General features: G+C 50.6%; 18 protein-coding genes. All 18 read right to left on the reverse strand.

The genetic code is table 11. From position 1 onward, the window contains the following. Window positions 1–5: 5 nt before the first annotated feature. Complete coding sequence (gene ybeY / locus FYJ45_RS11670) at window positions 6–515, reverse strand: rRNA maturation RNase YbeY (protein ID WP_154464720.1); 510 nt, start codon at window positions 513–515, stop codon at window positions 6–8. Beyond that, window positions 512–1,549 (reverse strand): PhoH family protein, encoded by a 1,038-nt coding sequence (locus tag FYJ45_RS11675; protein ID WP_154464721.1) that lies wholly within the window; start codon window positions 1,547–1,549, stop codon window positions 512–514. The genes ybeY and FYJ45_RS11675 overlap by 4 nt, the downstream gene beginning before the upstream one ends. 4 nt (window positions 1,550–1,553) lie before the next feature. Next, window positions 1,554–2,804 (reverse strand): sporulation protein YqfD, encoded by a 1,251-nt coding sequence (locus tag FYJ45_RS11680; protein ID WP_154464722.1) that lies wholly within the window; start codon window positions 2,802–2,804, stop codon window positions 1,554–1,556. Window positions 2,805–2,825: 21 nt separating this feature from the next. After that, the gene (locus FYJ45_RS11685) at window positions 2,826–3,179 is read right to left on the reverse strand and encodes a YabP/YqfC family sporulation protein (RefSeq protein WP_235930771.1); all 354 of its coding nucleotides are present in this window, start codon (window positions 3,177–3,179) and stop codon (window positions 2,826–2,828) included. Window positions 3,180–3,189: 10 nt separating this feature from the next. Continuing rightward, complete coding sequence (locus FYJ45_RS11690) at window positions 3,190–3,996, reverse strand: MBL fold metallo-hydrolase (protein ID WP_154464723.1); 807 nt, start codon at window positions 3,994–3,996, stop codon at window positions 3,190–3,192. Between the two features lie 57 nt (window positions 3,997–4,053). Beyond that, entirely contained in the window at window positions 4,054–4,533 is a 480-nt protein-coding gene (gene rlmH / locus FYJ45_RS11695; protein WP_154464724.1) for a 23S rRNA (pseudouridine(1915)-N(3))-methyltransferase RlmH, read from the reverse strand. Between the two features lie 160 nt (window positions 4,534–4,693). Next, the gene (locus tag FYJ45_RS11700; RefSeq protein WP_154464725.1) at window positions 4,694–5,569 is read right to left on the reverse strand and encodes a hypothetical protein; all 876 of its coding nucleotides are present in this window, start codon (window positions 5,567–5,569) and stop codon (window positions 4,694–4,696) included. A 60-nt stretch (window positions 5,570–5,629) separates the two neighbouring features. After that, window positions 5,630–5,929 carry a Dabb family protein gene (locus FYJ45_RS11705; RefSeq protein ID WP_154464726.1) on the reverse strand — a complete coding sequence of 100 codons (300 nt, stop codon included), beginning with the start codon at window positions 5,927–5,929 and terminating at the stop codon, window positions 5,630–5,632. Between the two features lie 30 nt (window positions 5,930–5,959). Next, window positions 5,960–7,342, reverse strand: coding sequence for an NADPH-dependent glutamate synthase (gene gltA / locus FYJ45_RS11710; protein WP_195841793.1), 1,383 nt, complete (start codon window positions 7,340–7,342; stop codon window positions 5,960–5,962). A gap of 80 nt (window positions 7,343–7,422) precedes the next feature. After that, a complete protein-coding gene (locus tag FYJ45_RS11715) occupies window positions 7,423–8,304 on the reverse strand; it encodes a sulfide/dihydroorotate dehydrogenase-like FAD/NAD-binding protein (protein ID WP_021638966.1) in 882 nt (293 codons plus the stop codon). Window positions 8,305–8,344: 40 nt separating this feature from the next. After that, entirely contained in the window at window positions 8,345–9,952 is a 1,608-nt protein-coding gene (locus FYJ45_RS11720; RefSeq protein ID WP_154464727.1) for a chitobiase/beta-hexosaminidase C-terminal domain-containing protein, read from the reverse strand. A gap of 15 nt (window positions 9,953–9,967) precedes the next feature. Continuing rightward, entirely contained in the window at window positions 9,968–10,816 is an 849-nt protein-coding gene (gene folD, locus FYJ45_RS11725; protein ID WP_154464728.1) for a bifunctional methylenetetrahydrofolate dehydrogenase/methenyltetrahydrofolate cyclohydrolase FolD, read from the reverse strand. A gap of 67 nt (window positions 10,817–10,883) precedes the next feature. Further along, a complete protein-coding gene (locus tag FYJ45_RS11730) occupies window positions 10,884–12,554 on the reverse strand; it encodes a formate--tetrahydrofolate ligase (RefSeq protein ID WP_102288739.1) in 1,671 nt (556 codons plus the stop codon). Between the two features lie 57 nt (window positions 12,555–12,611). Beyond that, window positions 12,612–15,617, reverse strand: a complete 3,006-nt coding sequence (locus FYJ45_RS11735) for an FtsK/SpoIIIE family DNA translocase (RefSeq protein WP_154464729.1) — start codon at window positions 15,615–15,617, stop codon at window positions 12,612–12,614. Between the two features lie 516 nt (window positions 15,618–16,133). Continuing rightward, on the reverse strand, window positions 16,134–16,820 hold the full coding sequence (locus FYJ45_RS11740) for a ClpP family protease (protein ID WP_154464730.1): 687 nt from the start codon (window positions 16,818–16,820) through the stop codon (window positions 16,134–16,136). Window positions 16,821–17,095: 275 nt separating this feature from the next. Beyond that, window positions 17,096–18,625 carry a hypothetical protein gene (locus FYJ45_RS11745; protein WP_154464731.1) on the reverse strand — a complete coding sequence of 510 codons (1,530 nt, stop codon included), beginning with the start codon at window positions 18,623–18,625 and terminating at the stop codon, window positions 17,096–17,098. A 199-nt stretch (window positions 18,626–18,824) separates the two neighbouring features. Further along, the gene (locus FYJ45_RS11750; RefSeq protein ID WP_154464732.1) at window positions 18,825–20,108 is read right to left on the reverse strand and encodes an O-acetylhomoserine aminocarboxypropyltransferase/cysteine synthase family protein; all 1,284 of its coding nucleotides are present in this window, start codon (window positions 20,106–20,108) and stop codon (window positions 18,825–18,827) included. Between the two features lie 20 nt (window positions 20,109–20,128). Continuing rightward, window positions 20,129–20,857: a YebC/PmpR family DNA-binding transcriptional regulator gene (locus tag FYJ45_RS11755; RefSeq protein ID WP_021636722.1), complete on the reverse strand. Its 729-nt coding sequence runs from the start codon at window positions 20,855–20,857 to the stop codon at window positions 20,129–20,131. Window positions 20,858–20,870 lie beyond the last annotated feature (13 nt).

A 20,870-nucleotide genomic window follows, 5' to 3' on the forward strand; every position in this document is an offset into this window, starting at 1 on the left:
CGTTATCAGTCGGTAATATCTCTCGTAATTCCCAGCACGTCCAGGACATGGTTCTGTTTTTCTTCCATTACGGCTGCTTCCTGTAGTTCCATATGGTCATAGCCGCACAGATGAAGCATGCTGTGGGCCACAAGGAACGCAAATTCACGGCGTATGCTGTGTCCGAAGCTCTCCGCCTGTTCCAGTATCCTGTCACGGGAAAGAATAATATCTCCCAGAATCAGTTCTCCGCTGTCAGGCTGGAAGCAGTCTGCTTCGTACTGCTCCGCCGCGTTAAAATCCGCCGGGGCTTCAAAGGGGACGTTGGGGAAGGACAGCACGTCCGTTTCCCTGTCAATATTTCTGTATTCCCGGTTGTAAAGCCTTATGCCTTCATTATCGGTAATGAGGATATTCACTTCCGTTTCATATGGGCAGCTTTCCTCTTCCAGCACCTCCAGGACGACCTGCCCGGCAACCTTTTCGGGGTCGAAGGGAAAGACATAGTCGGTTTCATTTTCTACAAATATGGTCATCTGGCAAATCTTCCTTTCCCCTTTTTACGGGCATTATCCTTCGTTTCCCTCTGCGGCTTTGTGCGTTCCCTGGAAAGCTCGCGGTTTTCATAGGTTTCGTATGCCTTTACGATTTTCTGCACCAGGGGATGTCTGACGACGTCCCGGCTGGTCAGGGTACAGAAGGCGATATCGTCGATTTTCTGCAGTACCTTCTCCGCTATGTCAAGGCCGGATTTCACACCGGGCATAAGATCCTTCTGTGAGGAATCACCGGTTATAATGACCTTGGAGCCGAAGCCGATTCTCGTCAGGAACATTTTCATCTGGGCAGGCGTGGTATTCTGCGCCTCATCCAGTATGATATAGGCGTTGTCCAGCGTGCGGCCGCGCATATAGGCAAGAGGCGCCACCTCGATCAGCCCTTTTTCCATGTTTTTTACAAAGCTTTCCGCGCCCATGATCTGATAGAGGGCATCGTAGAGAGGGCGCAGGTACGGGTCAACCTTGCTCTGCAAATCGCCGGGCAGAAATCCCAGCTTCTCTCCCGCTTCAATGGCGGGGCGGGTGAGGATAATCCGTTCCACCTCGTTGTTCTTAAATGCCGTAATTGCCATAGCCATGGCCAGATAGGTCTTGCCTGTGCCGGCAGGGCCCATACCGAAAACGATCATATTCCTGCGGATCGCATCCACATACTGCTTCTGTCCCAGCGTTTTCGGCTTAATCGGCTTTCCGCTCACCGTATGGCAGATAAGATCGCCGTCTATTTCTAAAAGTGCGTCATTGTTGCTTTCCATACTCATCTCAATCGCATAATCCACATTCTGTTCCTGAATCTGGTTTCCCCTTTTCGATAATTCCAGAAGCTGGTTCAGAATGGCTGCGGTCTGCTCCACATGCTTCCTCGAACCGGTAATCCGGACGCCTCCGTCCCTGTCAACTATGGTGACCGACAGATATTTCTCCAGCTTCTTCACATATTTATCGTATTCGCCGAACACATTCAGAATATGTCCGGCTTCCATTTCAATTATCTCTTCAAACTGCTCCATATATTTACTGACTGCTCCCGGGTTCCGTCTCATTTTCAACCGCAGGCTGCTGTTCCTGTACAGGCTGTGATTTACCGTCATTTCCCTGCACGGTCATATAGCCGTCCATCACCAGCATATTGCCCACTGCTTCTATTTTAACATCTTTTTGTATTATTTGTACCCCTTTTTCTTCTAAACTTACTATATTTTTTGAAAGTGCTTCATTCAGCATGGATTCCGCCTTTTTTTCCTGATAAACCGCTTCTACTGGAAGATATTCCCTGTGTACTACAAAGCCGTAATAAAAGGGAAGGTAGATCTGGTTTAAGATGCACAGCTGGCGGCTGTCAAGTATGGTATCGTATTTTACAAATCTGCACTCTCCCAGCTTCAGTATGTAGCGTTTATGTCCCAATGAAAAAAACAAATCCTTCTTTTCCCGGTTGGTATAGTTTTTATATTCATACAGAAGCGGCTGTTCTTCATGTACAGGGATTTCATAAACCAGGGCCACATCCGCGTCCGCATGGCAGAACTGGTATTCCCGCACCGTCCCGTCATCGGCCATGACCGGCACTGCTCCGGAAACCAAGATGTCTCCCTTCTGCACGCTCGTGCCTTCCGTCACCTTTGGCACCCCCTGTCTTGTGAGGATGGATACTACCACGCCGTCCTGTGTGGCCACCAGATTGCTTCCGGGCCAGTTTTCCTTGTCATCCTCCGTCTCTTCCTCCACGGCCAGATCGTTTTCCTTGATTTTAACAATAAAATGGGTGCCCTCTATCCTGGCCGAGGTCCAGGTAATTATATCGAAATTTTCCCGAAGCCCCGCCTCCAGGGCTTCGATATCCACCTTATTTTTGGCCACGCCGTAATCCACGCCGTTCTCCGCAAGGAAATCCAGAAGCACATCATCCGTAATAGATATATTCCCTTCAAAATCAATGGCCCATACAAACTGGGACATGGCGATAAGAAAGGCCAGACAGCAGGGAAGCCCCAGGGCAAAGACCTTTCTTTTCCGCATTTTCCATATAAAAAAAGGCAGCCCGTATCGTTCCAGAACGGCTGCCCTTGTTCCGGTCTTTTTTACAATCGGCCGCAGCTTGTAGAAATCGGACAGGCTGATATACATGGTATAGCAATCCTCCTGCCTGGCAATGTCCCACAGCAGAATGTGGTGATTGCTGCACAGATTCATAAACCGCTCCGGAGAATATCCCCATACCTTTATCTTCAGATACCCCCGCAGATACCGGAAAAATTCCTTCATGCCTATTATCCCTCCATGGTGTCAAAGATAGCGGATACACTGTATATTTCCGATTATCTTCATGTCCTCGTTGGTATAATAATCAATGACCAGCCCGCCTCCGCAGATAGCGATCTGTCCGGTTTTTGCCTGCAGTATGATTGACTCCGTGGTATACTCGATAATTCCCTTGTAATTTTCCACCCACAGCTCGTGATTTCCCGTCATGGTGAGGATGGAAGCCCCAAGAAGCATATCCTTGGGCAGCTTCAGGGACTCCACAAGCTGCTCCTTCCTGCCCGGGGCGGAGCTTTTTTCCAGTACGCTTTTCTTTCCGGTTATACTTTTCTTTTTAAATACATTAGATTTTCTACTCATATTGCAGTATATGAGCATTTTCCCCTCTTCATAACCGGATTCTTTCCAGGTCCAGAGGCACGAAAATATTTCCGTCAAAGCACCGGGCCGCTTCCTTTGTGTAGGACTCCTTTCTTTCCGAAAGACAGGTATCCTCCGTATGGTAAAGGACCATGTTCTTCACATGAAGCTGCTGCGCCAGGCGTCCGGCATCCAGGGCCGTGCTGTGATGCTTCTCATAAGGATGGAAAATTTCCTTATCCCTGTCCAGACAGAAGGCTTCGCTCAACAGCCAGTCACAACCTTCGGCATAGGGTCTGGCCGTTTCCTTATAGGGTTCATCCCCCAGACAGGTAAGCCTTGTCCCGTCCTCAAACCCCGCCCGGAATCCGAACTGTTTTGTTTTCGTGGAATGGATGTCAAAAAAAGTCAGCTTCATGCCCGCCGCATTTTTTTCTTCCCCGTCCTTCACCTTTTTAATCAGAATACGATCTCCCAGAAACGAAGTGAATTTCTTAACCAGCGTGAGCATACAGAGCTGGGTAATCGTATCTGCTAGCTCTTCATGGCAGTAAATTTTAAACTTTCCTTCATAGGAGCCGCCGCGCATCATTGTGGCCACCTTCCGTATCATCCAGACCACGCCCAGCACATGATCCGTGTGGGAATGGGTGACGAACATACAGTGTATTTTTTCCACAGGGATCTGCGCCTCCTCCAGCCGGGAAAGGATTCCGTTTCCGCCGCCTGCATCCACCAGAAGGTAGTCCTCTGCGTTCTGTATGCAGAAGCATGTATTATAGCATCTGGTCACCATGGCATGTCCGGTTCCCAGCATAATCAGATTGCGTTCCATTAGTTCTCCTGTCTGCGTGTCTGATACGCTTTTCTTTTTACAGCAAGTCAAATACAATTATTTGTGATACGGTTCTTTGTTCATGATCCGGTATCCCCGGTAAATCTGTTCCAGCAGTATTACCCTCATCAGCTGGTGAGGGAAGGTCATATCGGAAAAGCTGAGTTTGTCATCCGCCTTATCCAGCAGTGACGGATGGATTCCAAGCGATCCACCTATCAGGAACTGGATATGGCTGATTCCTCTGACGCCCAGGCTTTCTATACGGGAAGCGAACTGTTCGGAATCCATTTTTCTGCCTTCTATGGCAAGCGCGGTTAAATGGGCGTCCGGCCTGATATAACGTTCCATGCGTTCGGCCTCCCTGCGCAGGATCTGCTCCTTTTGCGCGGGGCTTGGCTGCTCCGGCGTCTTTTCATCCTCCACTTCAAGCACCTCTAGCTTACAGTAGCGTGAAAGCCTTTTGGCATATTCGGCAACGGCCTCTCTGTAAAATTTTTCTTTTATTTTCCCAACGCAGATAATTGAGATTTTCATATACCGCTCCCTTTCCTGTCCGGCATTCCGCCGCATCACAATCATATCCTGCCCGTCCGCGGCGCACGGCCCCCGGGACAATTACCTGAAAACAGCCTCTGATCCCACTCAGAGGCTGCCGCATATTTAACTCATTCCTAACTGCCTGGTTTCTTCACAGTTACTGTCCGTCTTCGCCGAAAAACTGTGGGTATATTTCATCCACAAAATTTTCCAGATAGCCGGCCTCCAGATTCAGGAAATTCTCGGATATCATAGCGCGGATCCGTTCCGTCCGCCTGAAATAGCGTGCCTCCTCCGCATCCGGCAAGTCCGGAATTGAAGCGTCCACAGCCTCCGCCGTAATATTCTCATCACACCAGCGGCGCAGCTCCTCTTTCAGAGCGGATTCTTCCTTTGCTTTTCCCTCAAACTGCCTGGAAGATTTCAGGGAAAGCACTCCCATTACTATAAATACGAGAAAAAGCGCTCCCATTACCCCGCCGGTAAGATATTTCGTGCTTCCGTTAAGCTGTATGGGCAGAACGCCCGCCAGAAGGCAGATGAGCAGGAGCATGCCCACAATACCGGCTCCCAGCAGCGTATAAGCACCCGACTTGAAATTCTCGGCTTTCTGGGAGGCCGCTTCATACACTGGGCCTGCCGGTGCAGCTTCCACAGCTTCTTCTTCAGCCTCTTCCTCCGTCTCCGCCAGCTCTTCCTGCATATCTTCAAAACTATTGTTATTTATCGCTTTCTTTTTTTCCCGAAGGTTTTTCTCCTTCTGGAAAATACCGGAATAGCGGGATGCTCTGCCCTTTTCCTCCGGTGAAACGAATAATTCATACAGATCCTCTGTTTCGTCAAAACGTAGTTCCCCGCTTTTGATTCCATTGCAGGAAAGGAAGGAAAGCAGTTCTTCCATTTCTTCCTGCGTCCCGAAAATCAGGCCTTCCTTTTCCATTTCCTCCAGGGAACCCACCAGGTCACAGCCGCAGTCAACACACGTCTTTACGCCATCCACATATTCGTTTTTACACTTTGGACACCAGGGCATAATGACTCCTCCTCTTTCAGCGCTCCGCCCCTGTCAGGGACGGAATCGTTACAGTTAATCTCAGCCTTCATAATCAAAACATGCCCTGTCACAGGTCACTGTTTTGATAAAGCCGGCCGCCTTGACATGGTCGGGATGAACCTGGTACGCATTCAGCGCATCCACTGTTTCAAAGCTGGAAATCAGGGCGATATCCTTACTGCTGGATGCCAGCTCGTTGATCCGGACTTCCAGGCTGATGACCCCTTCCGCTTTTTCCCTGACCGCTTCCAGGCTCTGCCGGATCGTCTCCCCGGCCTCTTCTCTTTCCTGCTCCGTCAGTTCAGGCTTGAAATTCCAAAAAACAATATGATTTACCATGATGCTGTATCTCCCTGTTTCCAAACTCAGTTACTTTGATAAGTATTCGTCTATTCCCTTAGCCCCGGCTTTTCCTGCCCCCATTGCCAGGATTACTGTGGCGGCTCCGGTTACGGCGTCTCCGCCGGCGTAAACGCCTTCTTTGGAGGTTTTTCCGAATTCTTCATCGGCAACGATGCATTTCCACTTGTTGGTATCCAGTCCTTCGGTGGTGGAGGAAATCAGCGGGTTGGGTGAGGTTCCCAGGGACATGATTACGGTGTCGCAGTCGATAACAAATTCGGAACCGGGAATCTCCACAGGACGCCTTCTTCCAGAAGCATCGGGCTCGCCCAGCTCCATCTTCACGCATTTCATGCCGCATACCCAGTTGTTTTCATCCTCAAGGATTTCAACGGGATTGGTGAGCAGATCGAATATAATTCCTTCCTGCTTTGCATGGTGCACTTCTTCCACACGGGCAGGAAGCTCTTCTTCACTTCTTCTGTAAACAATATGAACCTCAGCCCCGAGACGAAGCGCTGTTCTTGCCGCATCCATAGCTACGTTTCCGCCGCCGACTACCGCTACCTTTTTGCCGCGCATGATAGGCGTCTCGGAATCCTCGCGGAATGCCTTCATCAGGTTGCTTCTTGTCAGATATTCATTTGCAGAGAACACACCGTTCGCATTTTCTCCGGGGATTCCCATAAACTTGGGAAGCCCTGCGCCGGAGCCGATGAATACAGCAGAAAAGCCTTCTTCTGTCAGAAGCTCATCGATGGTTACGGATTTTCCCACAATTACATTGGTTTCAATTGTAACACCCAGAGATTTTACGTTTTCAATTTCCTTCTTCACTACGGCTTCCTTGGGAAGACGGAATTCAGGGATTCCGTATACAAGAACGCCGCCGGGCTCATGCAGCGCTTCAAAAATGGTAACCTCATAGCCCATCTTTGCCAGATCTCCCGCACAGGTCAGTCCTGCAGGGCCGGAACCGATAACAGCAACCTTCTTGCCCTTTTTCTCCTTTGCGCCTTCCGGTTTGATGTTGTTTTCCCCTGCCCAGTCGGCTACGTAACGCTCCAGCTTACCGATGGAAATCGGCTCCCCTTTAATGCCTCTGATACATTTTCCTTCACACTGGCTTTCCTGAGGGCATACACGGCCGCATACGGCAGGAAGCGCGGAAGCCTCACTGATAACCTGATAAGCCGCCTCGATATCCCCTTCCCTTACCTTTTCGATAAAGCCGGGGATGTTGATGGATACCGGACAGCCTTTGATACACTGGGCATTCTTGCAGTTAATGCATCTTGCAGCTTCTTCCATAGCCTCTTCTTTATTATATCCAAGGCACACCTCTTCAAAATTGGTAGCCCTCACCTTTGCATCCTGTTCTCTTACAGGCACTTTCTTTAAAACGTCCATATTATCCTCCATTGTCACTGTCTTCGGTAACAGTTCCGCTGACTGAACTGTCACTGTCTTCATTCCGCAAATTATACCTGTCAGTTGCAGTTACCGCATCCGCCGTGGTGGGTAGCGCCTTCTTTGGCCTTTAAAAACGCCCTGCCTTCTTCTGTCTTATAAATCTGCTGGCGCTTCATTGCTTCATCAAAGTTAACCTTATGTCCGTCGAATTCCGGTCCGTCCACGCAGGCGAATTTCACTTCGCCGCCTACGGTTACACGGCAGGCGCCGCACATACCGGTTCCGTCAACCATAATGGGATTCAGGCTGACAACAGTGGGAATATTCAGGGACTCTGTCATTTTGCAGGTAAATTTCATCATGATCATCGGTCCGATAGCAATGCAGACATCGTAGGCCTTGCCTTCTTTCTCCACCAGATCCTGGATTGTCTGTGTTACCATACCGCTTCTTCCGTAGGAGCCGTCATCCGTAGTCACATAGAGATTTCCGGCAACAGACTTCATTTCCTCTTCCAGAATCAGCAGATCTTTAGTCTTTGCGCCTACGATAACATCCGCTGCGATTCCGTGCTCATGAAGCCATTTCACCTGGGGATATACGGGAGCTGTTCCCACGCCGCCTGCAACAAAAAGGATTTTTTTCCTGGAAAGGGTCTCCATGTCTTCCTCCACCAGTTCCGAAGGACGGCCCAGAGGACCTACAACGTCATGGAAGGCATCTCCTGCCTTCAGGGTAGACATTTCCAATGTTCCTGCTCCTACAATCTGGAATACGATGGTGATCGTGCCCGCTTCTCTGTCATAATCACAGATAGTAAGCGGAATTCTCTCGCTGTCTGCATCCCTTCTTACGATTACAAACTGTCCCGGTTCACAGGATTTTGCAACTCTCTTTGCTTCCACTACCATCATAAAAATGTTTGTGGTCAGTTCCTTTGCCTGTAAAATCTGATACATTTTTTCCCTCCATCTGCTTGTTTAATAATGTCTTGATGACTTACTCCGGATTGGATCCGGAATTTATATCCTGCAGTATCAGTGTGCTCCAGGGGCCTTTGTCCTTAGCATCCGCGTTTTCCTCAGAGGCTTCCTTCGCAGAAGTCTCAGGCTCGTCCGGCAGTTTGCCGCCGTCTCCCTGTACCGCCGCACCTGCCGCCGAAGTTTCCTTCGCAGCCTGCACTGCTTTATAACATTGTCCTTCCATGATGCTTACCACATAATCCGTGCCTGTTCCGGCACGGTTCCCGGCATCGTCTTCATAATATTCCCTGTAAAGATAATAATCGGATCCGTCTACCGTCACCGCATATTTATATCCATAAACGTTATGTCCGCTCCCTGTCTTCACACTGCCGCTCATATCCTGGATGATACCGGCATTGACCAGTTCAAACAGCAGCTTGTTCTTTGCCGCTTCAATACTCAGCGCCGCATGCAGGTTCAGCGAATAGCGTACCTGCGTTTCCACGCCTGCCACTCCCGCAGCACTATAGCTGACAAACCGGAAGGTATTGACTCCCACCGGCATGGGAAACGGCCCGGTATACTGAATGCTGTCAGCAGTAGGAAGCGTTCCGTCAGTGGTATAATATACCGTATAATCCTCGGGCACCTCTACCGAAATGATGGTGGGACGTGAATATTCCCCTTCCTCAGGGCTTACCAGCGGAGCCTCCGGCACGGTTACGTCCACAAAAAAATGTTCCTGTGTTTCATCACTTTCCACACCATATGAATTGATGAAAACCGCACGGATATCATACTGGCCGGATTCCAGAAAAACCGGGGAGGAATACACCAGACCGCTTTCATCAGGCTTGCTGCCATCCACCGTATAATAAATGGTGCCCTGGGTATTCGCCAGCATTTTCAATGAAAGCGTCTCATTGTAAACACCTCCCTTGAAGGAAAATTCCGGCGGTTTGGCTATAAAGCCAGGATACTGATTTACTATCTGTTCATTTCCACAGGAAAGAAGCAGCTCATTTATTATATCATACTCTTTTCTTTTCTCATATATGGATATTAAACGTTTGTAGGCCGCTTCATTGGATTCGTCCATTCCTATAATACGAAGACACAGCTCAATGGTCTCCTCTTCATTGCCCATGGCGCTAAAGCAGCCGGCGAGCCGTACCAGATATTCCACATTGCCCGGTTCCAGCTCCACAGCTCTTTCCGCGTAGGAACATGCCTTTGCATAATCCTTTTTATTTATGTATTCCAGCGCTTTATCATACTGATAATCTGCGCTGAAATGCTGCACTCCCGCCACCGCCAGTCCTAAAACCGCGCTCAGCAGAAGAACGAGTACGACAGCCATAATCATTCTCTGTCTTACTGTCAGAAGGGAAACCCGTTTTCCTATTTTCTGCAGGACTCCACTCCGCCAGGGCTCTGTCCCGGATTTTTCCGTATCATCAGACAGAATATCATCTGCGGAGAGGTTTTCTTCCATGGAGATTTCATCTTCAATGGAAATATTTCCTTCCATATTCACTTCCATCTCCGGTTCAAAATCCTGCACTATCCGGATTTCTTCCCCGCATTTCTCGCAAAACAGCCTTCCGTCCTTGATTTCACTTCCACATCTGGGACATTTCATACACAATCCTTCCTGTTACTTTCCCTGAAGCTTTACGGACTCCAGGCAATTGTGCATCAGCATGGCAATCGTCATAGGGCCCACACCTCCGGGAACCGGGGTGATGCTGCCTGCCACCTTTTCCACATCTTCAAAGTCCACATCGCCGCAAAGCCTGTTATTTTCATCCCTGTCCATCCCCACATCGATGACTGCGGCGCCGGGCTTCACATATTCGCTTGTTATCATTTTGGCTTTGCCCACAGCGACCACAAGAATATCTGCCCTTTTGGCTACCGCCTTCAGATCCGCAGTTTTAGAATGAGCCACGGTAACTGTACCGTTTTCACGCAGAAGAAGGATTGCCATGGGCTTTCCCACAATATTGCTGCGGCCGATAACCACGCATTCCCTGCCTGCGATTTCAACGCCGGATCTTTTGAGCAGCTCGATAATCCCCGCAGGGGTGCAGGATACAAACCCCGGCTGGCCTATGCATAACGCACCAACGCTCTGGGGATGAAAGCCGTCCACATCCTTTTTCGGTGAAATCGTCCTGATCACCTCATCCTCGTCCATATGCGCAGGAAGAGGAAGCTGTACCAGGATGCCGTTCACGTCCTCCCTGTCATTAAGCTCCCTTACAAGAGAAAGAAGCTCCTCCTGCGTGGTTTCCTCCGGCAACTCATAAGAAAGCGAACGGATGCCCGTGTACTCGCAGGCCTTCTTTTTATTGTTCACATATACGGTAGAGGCCTGGTTACTGCCTACCTGGATAACAGCCAGGGTAACTGTAATCCCCTGCTGCTTCCATTCCTCCACCTGCTGCTTTACTTCATCCTTGATGGCTTTGGATATTGCCTTGCCGTCAATAATTTTTGCCATAGGTCATTCTCTCCTTCCTGCGCTGGTACATATGCTGTCAAAAAATACCCTGCATTCCTGATGATTCTCAGAAAAGGCCGGTTATCCTGCCGTCTTCGTCCACATCAATACTGAACGCGGCCGGTGTTTTGGGAAGACCCGGCATCGTCATGACCGCTCCGGTCAGCACAACCACAAAGCCCGCTCCCGCGGATACATAGGCTTCTCTCACATTGATTTCAAAGCCTTCCGGCCGTCCCAGAAGATCCGGGTTATCGGAAAGGGAGTACTGGGTTTTTGCCATGCAGACCGGCAGTCCTCCGAAGCCAAGTTCTGTCAGCTTCTTCAGCTGTTTCTCCGCAGCAGGCGAATAAACCACACCGTCCGCCCCGTAAATTTCTTTGGAAACTGCAGCAATCTTTTCTTTCAGGCTGAGAGTATCCTCATATAATACATGGAAATGGCTTTCCTTCTTTTCCAGTGTTTCCAGAACCTTCTGCGCCAGCTCAATTCCGCCTTCACCGCCCTTTTCCCATACCTGGGAAATAGCGAACTCACAGCCTCTGTCCTCACAGAATTTCTTTACAAAGGCAATTTCCGCTGCCGTATCCGAAATGAAGGAATTCAGGGTAACCACAACAGGAACATCATATTTCTGAAGGTTTTCAATATGCTTCTCCAGATTGACAATTCCTTTTTCCAGGGCTTCCAGATTCTCGCTGCCAAGCTCTGCCTTGGGTACGCCGCCGTTGTATTTCAGCGCTCTGACTGTGGCTACAAGAACGACCGCATCAGGCTTCAGGCCGGACATGCGGCATTTGATATCAAAGAATTTTTCAGCGCCCAGATCTGCGCCAAAGCCAGCCTCTGTGATAACGTAATCAGCCATTTTCAAAGCAGTCTTGGTGGCTCTTACCGAGTTGCAGCCATGGGCGATATTGGCGAAGGGACCGCCGTGAACCAGCGCCGGCGTATGCTCCAGCGTCTGAATCAGGTTGGGCTTAAGCGCATCCTTCAGCAGTGCCGCCATAGAGCCTACCGCATGGATATCCCCTGCGGTAACGGGCTTTCCATCAAAAGTATAAGCCACTACCATTCTGGACAACCTTTCCTTCAGATCGTCCATATCCTCCGCCAGGCAGAGAACAGCCATAATTTCCGTTGCAACGGTAATAACAAAATGATCCTCCCTTACCGTACCGTCCATTTTATTTCCCAGACCCACAACGATGTTGCGCAGCACACGGTCATTCATATCCAGGCAGCGTTTCCAGACCACCTGTCTGGTATCAATACCCAGTTCATTTCCCTGCTGAATATGATTATCAAGAAGAGCGGCACATAAATTATTGGCAGATGTAATCGCATGGAAATCTCCTGTGAAATGAAGGTTCAAATCTTCCATGGGAACCACCTGGGCATAGCCGCCGCCGGCCGCTCCACCCTTAATGCCAAAGCAGGGCCCAAGAGAAGGCTCACGCAGGGCGATTACCGCTTTTTTCCCCAGCTTCCCGAAGGCTTCGCCCAGGCCTACGCTGGTTGTGGTCTTGCCTTCCCCGGCGGGCGTGGGATTGATAGCTGTCACCAGTACCAGCTTTCCGTCCGGGTTTCCTTTGATGGAATTCATGTACTCATCGGATATTTTCGCTTTATACTTTCCGTAAAGCTCCAGCTCATCCTCTTTGATCCCCAGCTTCTGCGCCACCTTAACGATTGGCTCCATGACCGCTTCCTGTGCGATTTCAATATCTGTTTTCATTTGTATCCTCCTTGATTAAAGAGTTTTTGGGCAACTGCTTTAAAAACACCTTCACAGTTACGATTCCTCTATGTATTGTTCGAATTGTTCCGGGCTCATCAGCACCTTCCTGGGCTTGGTGCCTTCCTCTTCTCCCACAACACCCGCTTCCGCAAGCTGATCCATAATGCGCGCCGCACGGTTGAAGCCGATTTTAAACACTCTCTGAAGCATGCCGATAGACGCTTTATCCTTATCGATGATAAACTTGCCCGCTTCTTCAAAGTAGGCGTCTCTTTCCGGCCCACCGCCGCCGGCACCTCCGCCGCTTCCGCCGCCGGAGGATTCCATCGTTTTTACCTTTTCAACGATCTGATCATCGTAAACATTTCCAATCACCTGGTTCTTCAGGAAATCAACCACATCGGAAACCTCGCCGTCGGAAACAAAAGCTCCCTGGATACGCGCCGGTTTGGAATAGCCCTGGGGATAGAAAAGCATATCTCCTTTTCCCAACAGCTTTTCCGCACCATTCATATCCAGAATGGTTCTGGAATCCACGCCGCTGGATACGGCAAAAGCCACACGGCTGGGCATGTTGGCTTTAATCAGGCCCGTTATAACATCCACGGAGGGACGCTGGGTCGCAATAATCAGATGGATCCCCGCAGCCCTGGCCAGCTGGGCCAGACGGCAGATGGATTCCTCCACCTCACCGGGAGCCACCATCATCAGATCGGCAAGCTCGTCTACAATAATGACGATTTGAGGCAGCTTATCGGGAGCCGTTGCGTCTCCCTTCACCCGCATGTCTTCAACTTTCTTATTATATCCCTTCAAATCACGGACGTTCATATCCGCAAATTTCTGGTAACGGTCCGTCATCTCGGCAACGCCCCAGTGCAGGGCCGCAGAAGCCTGCTTCGGATCGGTCACAACAGGGATGAGCAGATGCGGAATTCCATTATAAACACTCAGCTCCACCACCTTGGGATCCACCAGGATCAGCTTGACCTCATCCGGCTTGGCTTTATACAAAATACTCATTATTAATGTATTGATACAGACCGATTTACCGGAACCGGTAGACCCTGCAATGAGCATATGAGGCATCTTGGCAATATCGGAAACAACTACCTTACCGGCAATGTCCTTCCCTACGGCAAAGGACAGCCGTGATGGGAACTCCTTAAACTCCTTGCTTTCCATCAGCTCACGAAACGAAACCATGGTATTTTCCTTATTGGGAACCTCGATCCCGATCGCTGCTTTTCCGGGTATCGGCGCTTCAATACGAATATCCATTGCCGCCAGGTTCAATTTGATATCATCCGCCAGTCCCAGAATTTTGCTGACCTTAACACCCTGCTCCGGCTGCAGCTCATACCTGGTTACGGACGGTCCCTGGCTGATATCTGTAATGGTCACCTTAACGCCGAAGGTAGCCAGCGTCTGCTGCAGCTTGGCCGCCGTATTTTTAAGCTCCCTGACTGAATCCCCGGAATTGTTTCCGCCAACCTTCTGAAGAAGTGAAATCGGAGGGAAATGATAGGGGCGCTCTTTTTTCGGTATCTGGGCAACTGCAGGCGCCCCTTCCCTGCGCATTTCAGCCATGGCCGCCTGTCCGGCAGCTCCCGCCGCCGCAGCCGCTTTTCCGGCCGGTTCTATATCCTTCAGCGTAAGCTGGCGCCCTTCGCCGGTAAACTGCTTTCCGCCTCCCGGAAGCGGATGTTCCTCTTTCGAAAGCCTGGCCTTCGGCCGCTCCCTTTCAGGCGCAGGGCTGCTGACTTCTTCTGCCGCCCCATCCCCCGGTATTCCTGGCGGCTCGTCCCAGGGAAGCTCCTCCCCTGCCGCAACAACGTCCATTTCAGGCTCCGCCCCCTCCGGGAATACCTGGCTGTCAAAAATCTCAGAACGTGCCTCCCCCACAGGCTTTGCCGTAATATGTACGGGTGACACTTCCTTCATATCGCTGAATACATCCGCATTTTTGTAGGTCTGTGCCAGAGGATCCGAAACGGCAGGTTCTTTGACAGGATGCAGCTCACCCGCAGCTTCCCCTTCCTCCTCCCGGACCGTCTGCCCGGCGGTATGTATCTGTATTTTATCAAAATCAATAATATTATCTGTTTTGGGCGCTACCTTGACACTCTCTTTCTTTTCCGCCGCAGCATCCTCCACCGTTATTTCATGAATATCATTTCTCAGCCGTTCCCTGTTTTCCTCACGGGCCTCTTTCTCCTGCGCCGCCAGGGTAGTATCTATCATTACGCCGGACACCTTTTTATCCATCCGGAGAATCCGCTCCGCATCCCTGCGCGCCTCCTCCTCCTGTGCCAGCCGTTCTTCCTCTTCCCTTCTGGCTTCCAGCTCTTCTCTTCTTATCCGGGCGCGTTCCTTACGCACTCTTGCATCCTCACGGGCAGACTCATATACCTTCCTGCTCCCCGACTTCACGCCGCCCACAAAAGATTTCTCCGTAATCAGCACCAGGCATATAATTGCCAGCACGATTACCAGAAGCACAGCTCCCACCATGCCCAGGAAATGATTCAGAAGATAGGCAAGGGAACCAGACAGCACCCCGCCCCCGGCCTTGGAATCCGCGCTCACCTTATAAAGCGACGCAACGGAATACTTCTCCATGGAAGGCACCTGCCCCCCGATCAGCTCCAGCACCACACCAATTAAAAGTACCAAAAGAACAGCCGCCACAATTTTCATTACAGCGAACACATTCCCTCTGTTGGAGATACCAAAAGCAATCCCGAGAAAAATCATCACCGGAATCACATAAGCCATCATGCCGAAAATGCCGAACATCGCATGACTGACAGCATTCCCCACAGGGCCGATCACCCCAAAATTACATAAAAAGAGAAGAATACTTAACGCAAAGACACCAATCAGAATGATCTCACTGGTGATTGCGCTTTCCTCTTCTGTTCTAATCTTCTGTTGACTTTTATCCCGTGCATTCGATGTGCTTTTTTTAGTTTTTGTATTGGAATTGCTTCTCGTTCTGGAAGAAGAAGTTGTATTCTTTTTACCCGCGCCTGACCTGCTTCCTGAAGCTGATGCCATTGTTTACCGCCTCCGAAATCTGTTTGAATCACAGACTGAATCGAAATCAGTATACCACGAAACGGGGCCCTTGTCATCATTTAATATTTCATAGCCTTCCTCAAAGTCTTTCTTATAGTCTTCCGGCAACCCTATATACCCAGGCTAAAGTCAGCAGCCCCGGCTGCGCCTGGTTTTCCCCGCAGGGTCCCTGGCCGGCCGTCCTTCTTCCCGGATACGGTGGGGGTGTTTCCGGCTCCATTGGAAAAAACGGAGATATTTCTTACCGCCCCGGGAGGCCGGAATCATGCCGCCCTTAGCGGCCTGTCTGACGAACGCAGCCGGCTGCAAGCCGCTGCGTGAGGAGTTCCGGCCGCGTTGGCAGGATTCCGGCCTCCCGGGACGGTTAGAAATACCCCGTTTTTGAGACTGGAGCCGGAAACACCCCCACCGTATCCGGGAAGAAGGACGGCCGGCCAGGGACCCTGCGGGGAAAAACAGTACGCAGCCGGGGCTGCTGACTTTAGCCGTCCTCCCCTACTTTTTCCGGCCGGCCAGGGTGTGGAGCTTTTGGATAGCTTCTTTGATACCGCCCACTTCGTTGATAAGGCCTGCATTTACAGCCTCCTCACCCACAAGGATGGTGCCCAGGTCCTTGGTGAGGACTCCTGTTTCCATCATGAGCTCTTCCATACGGCTTCTGGTGATGTCGCAGTGGGAGCAAACGAAGCCGGTGATACGGTTCTGGATCTGTTTGAAGTAGTCAAAGGTCTGGGGAGCGCCGATGACGGTGCCGCTCATACGCACGGGGTGGATGACCATGGTTCCTGTGGGAACGATATAAGAATAGTCGGCGCCGACGGCAATGGGGACGCCGATGGAATGGCCGCCGCCAAGCACAAGGGAAACGGTGGGCTTGCTGAGGGAGGCGATCATCTCCGCTATGGCAAGGCCCGCTTCCACATCGCCGCCCATGGTGTTCAGAAGGATAAGAAGACCTTCTATTTTACTGCTGTCCTCTATGGCGGCCAGCTGGGGAAGGATGTGCTCGTATTTTGTTGTTTTGGAGGAGCTTCCCAGGTTGTCATGGCCTTCGATTTCCCCGATGATGGTTATCATATGGATGGCTTTGTCGTTTTCTCCGTGACGCTCCAGCGTCAGCTGTCCGGTTTCCTCGATTCTTTCATCCCTTTGCTTTTCTTCGTCTGCTTTATTGCTGCTCATATTGTCTGCTCCTGTCCCGCGAAAAAACCGCGTTTGCTGTTATCCGTTTGTTTTTCGTATTGTTTGCAGGTCAGGCGGGTTTTATGCGCCAAAGCAATTGTTTCCGGGAGGAAAAAGCGGGAAGAAAAAAGTGCGCCGGAATAATAATGGAATTTTCCGGCACACTTTTATAAAAACTTTTTATGATTATATGGGTTTCAGTTACTGTCCAACCATACGGCAAGCGCAGAAAAATTCACCAGCCTGCTCCTGCTAAACGTTTACCCTTCCTTATTCTATAGCAGATCGAAATCGTCACCCTCTTCAAAACGGTCAATATCGAAGCACATCTCCTCTTCCTTCGGCTCATATGCAAAATCCATTTCCCTTTGGACATGCTTTTTGGGTCCGGGCAGCGGGTTGGGAATGGGTTCCCCGGGCAGCGGCGAACCAGCAGGCGCTTCCAGCCTTGCTTCAATTCCCACAGCCATAAAGGAAGCCTGCGCAGACGCTTCTTTTTCGGAAGCGCCCGGGTGATGCCTTCTTTTTTTGGGAAGGGACGGCTTTTCTTTATTTTTCCTGTTTTTATCCTTTTCAAAGCAGCACATGCTATGTACCCCCATACCGGCAAATACGCCCCAGAAAAGCAGCGTTATCGTCTGCTTTTCCAGGCTGGTGCCAAATATCAGATCACTGATAAGAAGAAAAGCAAAAGGCAGAATCCAGATTATTCCCAGATTTCCCTTTTGTTCAAAAAATCCGAATACATAAAAAAACGCCGAAAACAGCAGCGGGAGGAAGTAAAACAGCGCTTCCCTGCCGGCAAGGCTTGCCCAGCCGGTCTGTCCTGACTCCATATTTGCCAAAAACCATTCCTGAAGCACCTCCGCAACGCTCCCGCCGAAAAGAAAAAGCCGGAGGCAGAGCGCGCCTGCAAAACCGCACAGGGCGGCGATAAAAAAAGCTGCCGTTTCTTTAATTCTTGTTTTAGCACGGACACCGCGTCGTTCCAGATACAGGATCCCCAGAAGTCCCAGAAGAAATACGCTCAGGAAATAATAATCCAGGAATGAAAAAATCCCCGCCGCAAAGCCGGCCAGAAAAAGAATCAGTCCTGCCGCCGCAGATTTCCTTCCGCATTTCTTAAGCTTGCCAAGCATGGCTCCCACTATTAACAGAAGCAGGGAAAAACAGAGCATACGCAGGCCTTCCGGCGTGGCGGACAGACAGTATTCCACATATACCGGAAGCAGGGCCGCCGCCGTCACGGCCGCCACCGCCGCGATTTTCCCCGCAATCATGCGCACAGCCGGATACAGCAGGGCAATGGCTGCAATCTGCAGGGCCAGCTGTAAAAGAATACAGTTATTTTCCCACACGCCGATCATGGAAAACAGGCAGGTAAGAAGGAACAGAAAAATTTCGTTAAAATGAAGCCCGGTCAGCCTCACAGGCTGTCCTGCCGTAGCGGCTGCGATTATATACAGGCTTTTGTCGCCGTACAGCCCGGCGCCGCCGGAGGAAGCCATCCAGAGCCTCAGAAGCAGGGCCGCCGCAATGGCAAAAATAAGGAAAAGGCATTCCCACAGCTGGGCATGCTTTAATTCCGGTCTTACTTCAGCCCGTTTTTCCGCCAGCATATGAACCGGCGTATAAACCGCCAGGACCAACAGCAAAGCGCAGCCTGCCGTTCCGAGGAAATAATAAGGCCAGCCAAGATCCAGCATGGTACAGATCAGAGAAATCTGCGCAGTAAAATAAATACAGATTACCAGACCGTACAATGCCCACAATATATAATTAAACCTGCATCTGAGATATCTCATGCTTCCCCCCGATTCGAACAGTTTGTATAGACGAACTGTTACAGGCATCCTGCCGTTTATAACCGTTGTGCGATGGACAGGATGCCTTCTGCCGACGCATATTTGTCCAGTCTGCGTATTTACCGCGCAGCTTGGTACGAACTGCTGCCTTCTTTTAACACGCAGGGCCGCACCGGATAACCGGCGCGGCCCGCTGAGTTTAGATAGCGGCAAGCGCCTGCTCCAAATCCGCTATAATATCTTCCGCATTCTCGATTCCCACAGAGAAGCGGATAAGATCCGGATTGACTCCGGCTTCCTTCAGCTGCTCGTCGTTCATCTGCCTGTGTGTATGGCTGGCAGGATGAAGCACACAGGTTCTGGCATCCGCAACGTGCGTCACGATAGCCGCCAGCTCCAGCTTATCCATCATTATCTGTGCTGCATGCCTTCCGCCCTTCAGGCCGAAGGAAATCACGCCGCAGGTACCGTTCGGCATATATTTGCATGCCAGTTCATAATATTTGCTGCTCTTTAGGCCGGGATAGTTCACCCAGGCCACCTTTTCATGATTTTCCAGGAAGCTCGCCACCTTCATGGCGTTTTCACAGTGTCTGGGCATTCTCAGATGAAGCGTTTCCAGCCCCACGTTCAGAAGGAACGCATTCTGCGGCGACTGGATGGAGCCAAGATCGCGCATCAGCTGTACCGTTGCCTTCCTTATGTACGCTTCCTTTCCGAATTTTTCCGCATATATGATGCCGTGATAGGAATCATCGGGTTCACACAGGCCCGGGAACTTTTCCGGATAAAGGCTCCAGTCAAAATTGCCGGAGTCCACAATGGCGCCGCCTACGCACATGGCATGTCCGTCCATGTACTTGGTGGTGGAATGGGTAACGATATCCGCCCCCCATTTAAAAGGATTGCAGTTAATGGGCGTGGCAAAGGTATTGTCCACAATCAGAGGCACCTGATGGGCGTGGGCCGCCTTTGCAAATTTTTCAATATCAAGCACCACCAGCGCGGGGTTGGCAATGGTTTCCGCCAGCACACATCTTGTATTTTCCTGAAAAGCCTGGCAGAGGGTTTCATAGTCCGCATCCGGATCCACGATAGTGCAGGAAATTCCCATTTTCTTCATTGTTACGGCGATGAGGTTGAAGGTGCCGCCGTAAACGGTGGAAGAAAGCACCACATGGCTGCCCGCCTCACAGATATTGAACACCGCATAATAGTTAGCGGCCTGGCCGGAGGATGTGAGCATGGCCGCCACGCCGCCCTCCAGCTCGCAGATCTTCTGCGCGACACAGTCATTGGTGGGGTTCTGGAGCCTGGTGTAAAAATAGCCGTCCTCCTCCAGATCGAAAAGACGTCCCATCTGCTCGGAGGTATCGTATTTATAAGTGGTTGTCTGATAGATGGGAAGGACCCTGGGTTCTCCGTTTCCGGGCTTCCAGCCCGACTGGATACATATTGTTTCTTTTGCGTATGGTTTCTTCATTCGTATGCTCCCTTTAGGATTTACTCATCCCAGTTATGATATACCGCCTGTACGTCGTCATCGTCATCCAGCAGATCCAGCGTACGCTGCAGGTTCTTTAATGCTGTTTCATCGGTAAGCTCCACATAATTCTGGGGGATCATGGTCACTTCGGCGCTTGCCAGGACAATGCCGGCTTCCTCCAGCGCTTTCTGCACAGCCTCCAGATCATCGGGAGCCGTAAGGATTTCAAAGCTGTCTTCCTCTTCGCCAAAATCCTCCGCGCCGGCATCCAGAGCCATCATCATCAGATCATCCGCTTCCATTTCACATTCTTCCTTGTCGATGATGATCTGTCCTCTTTTGTCAAACATGAAGGATACGCAGCCGGGTGTCCCGATGCTGCCGTTGCCCTTGGTAAAGGCGCTCCTTACATTGGCGGCCGTACGGTTCTTGTTATCGGTAAGCGCATCAACTATGATGGCGATGCCGTTGGGACCGTAGCCTTCATAGGTTACGTATTCATAATTTACATTTCCCACATCGCCGGCGGCCTTCTTGATGCCGCGTTCAATGGTATCGTTGGGCATGTTGTTGGCCTTTGCTTTGGCAATCACCTGGGAAAGCTTGAAGTTATTGGCCGGATCCGGGCCGCCCTCCTTTACCGCAACGGCAATTTCCCTTCCCAGAATGGTAAAAATTTTGCCCTTGGCAGCATCATTTTTTTCTTTTTTATGCTTAATGTTTGCAAATTTTGAATGTCCTGACATTTTTCTTTCTCCT

The organism is Eisenbergiella porci (assembly GCF_009696275.1).
In the GTDB taxonomy this organism is placed as follows: Bacteria; Bacillota; Clostridia; order Lachnospirales; family Lachnospiraceae; genus Eisenbergiella; species Eisenbergiella porci.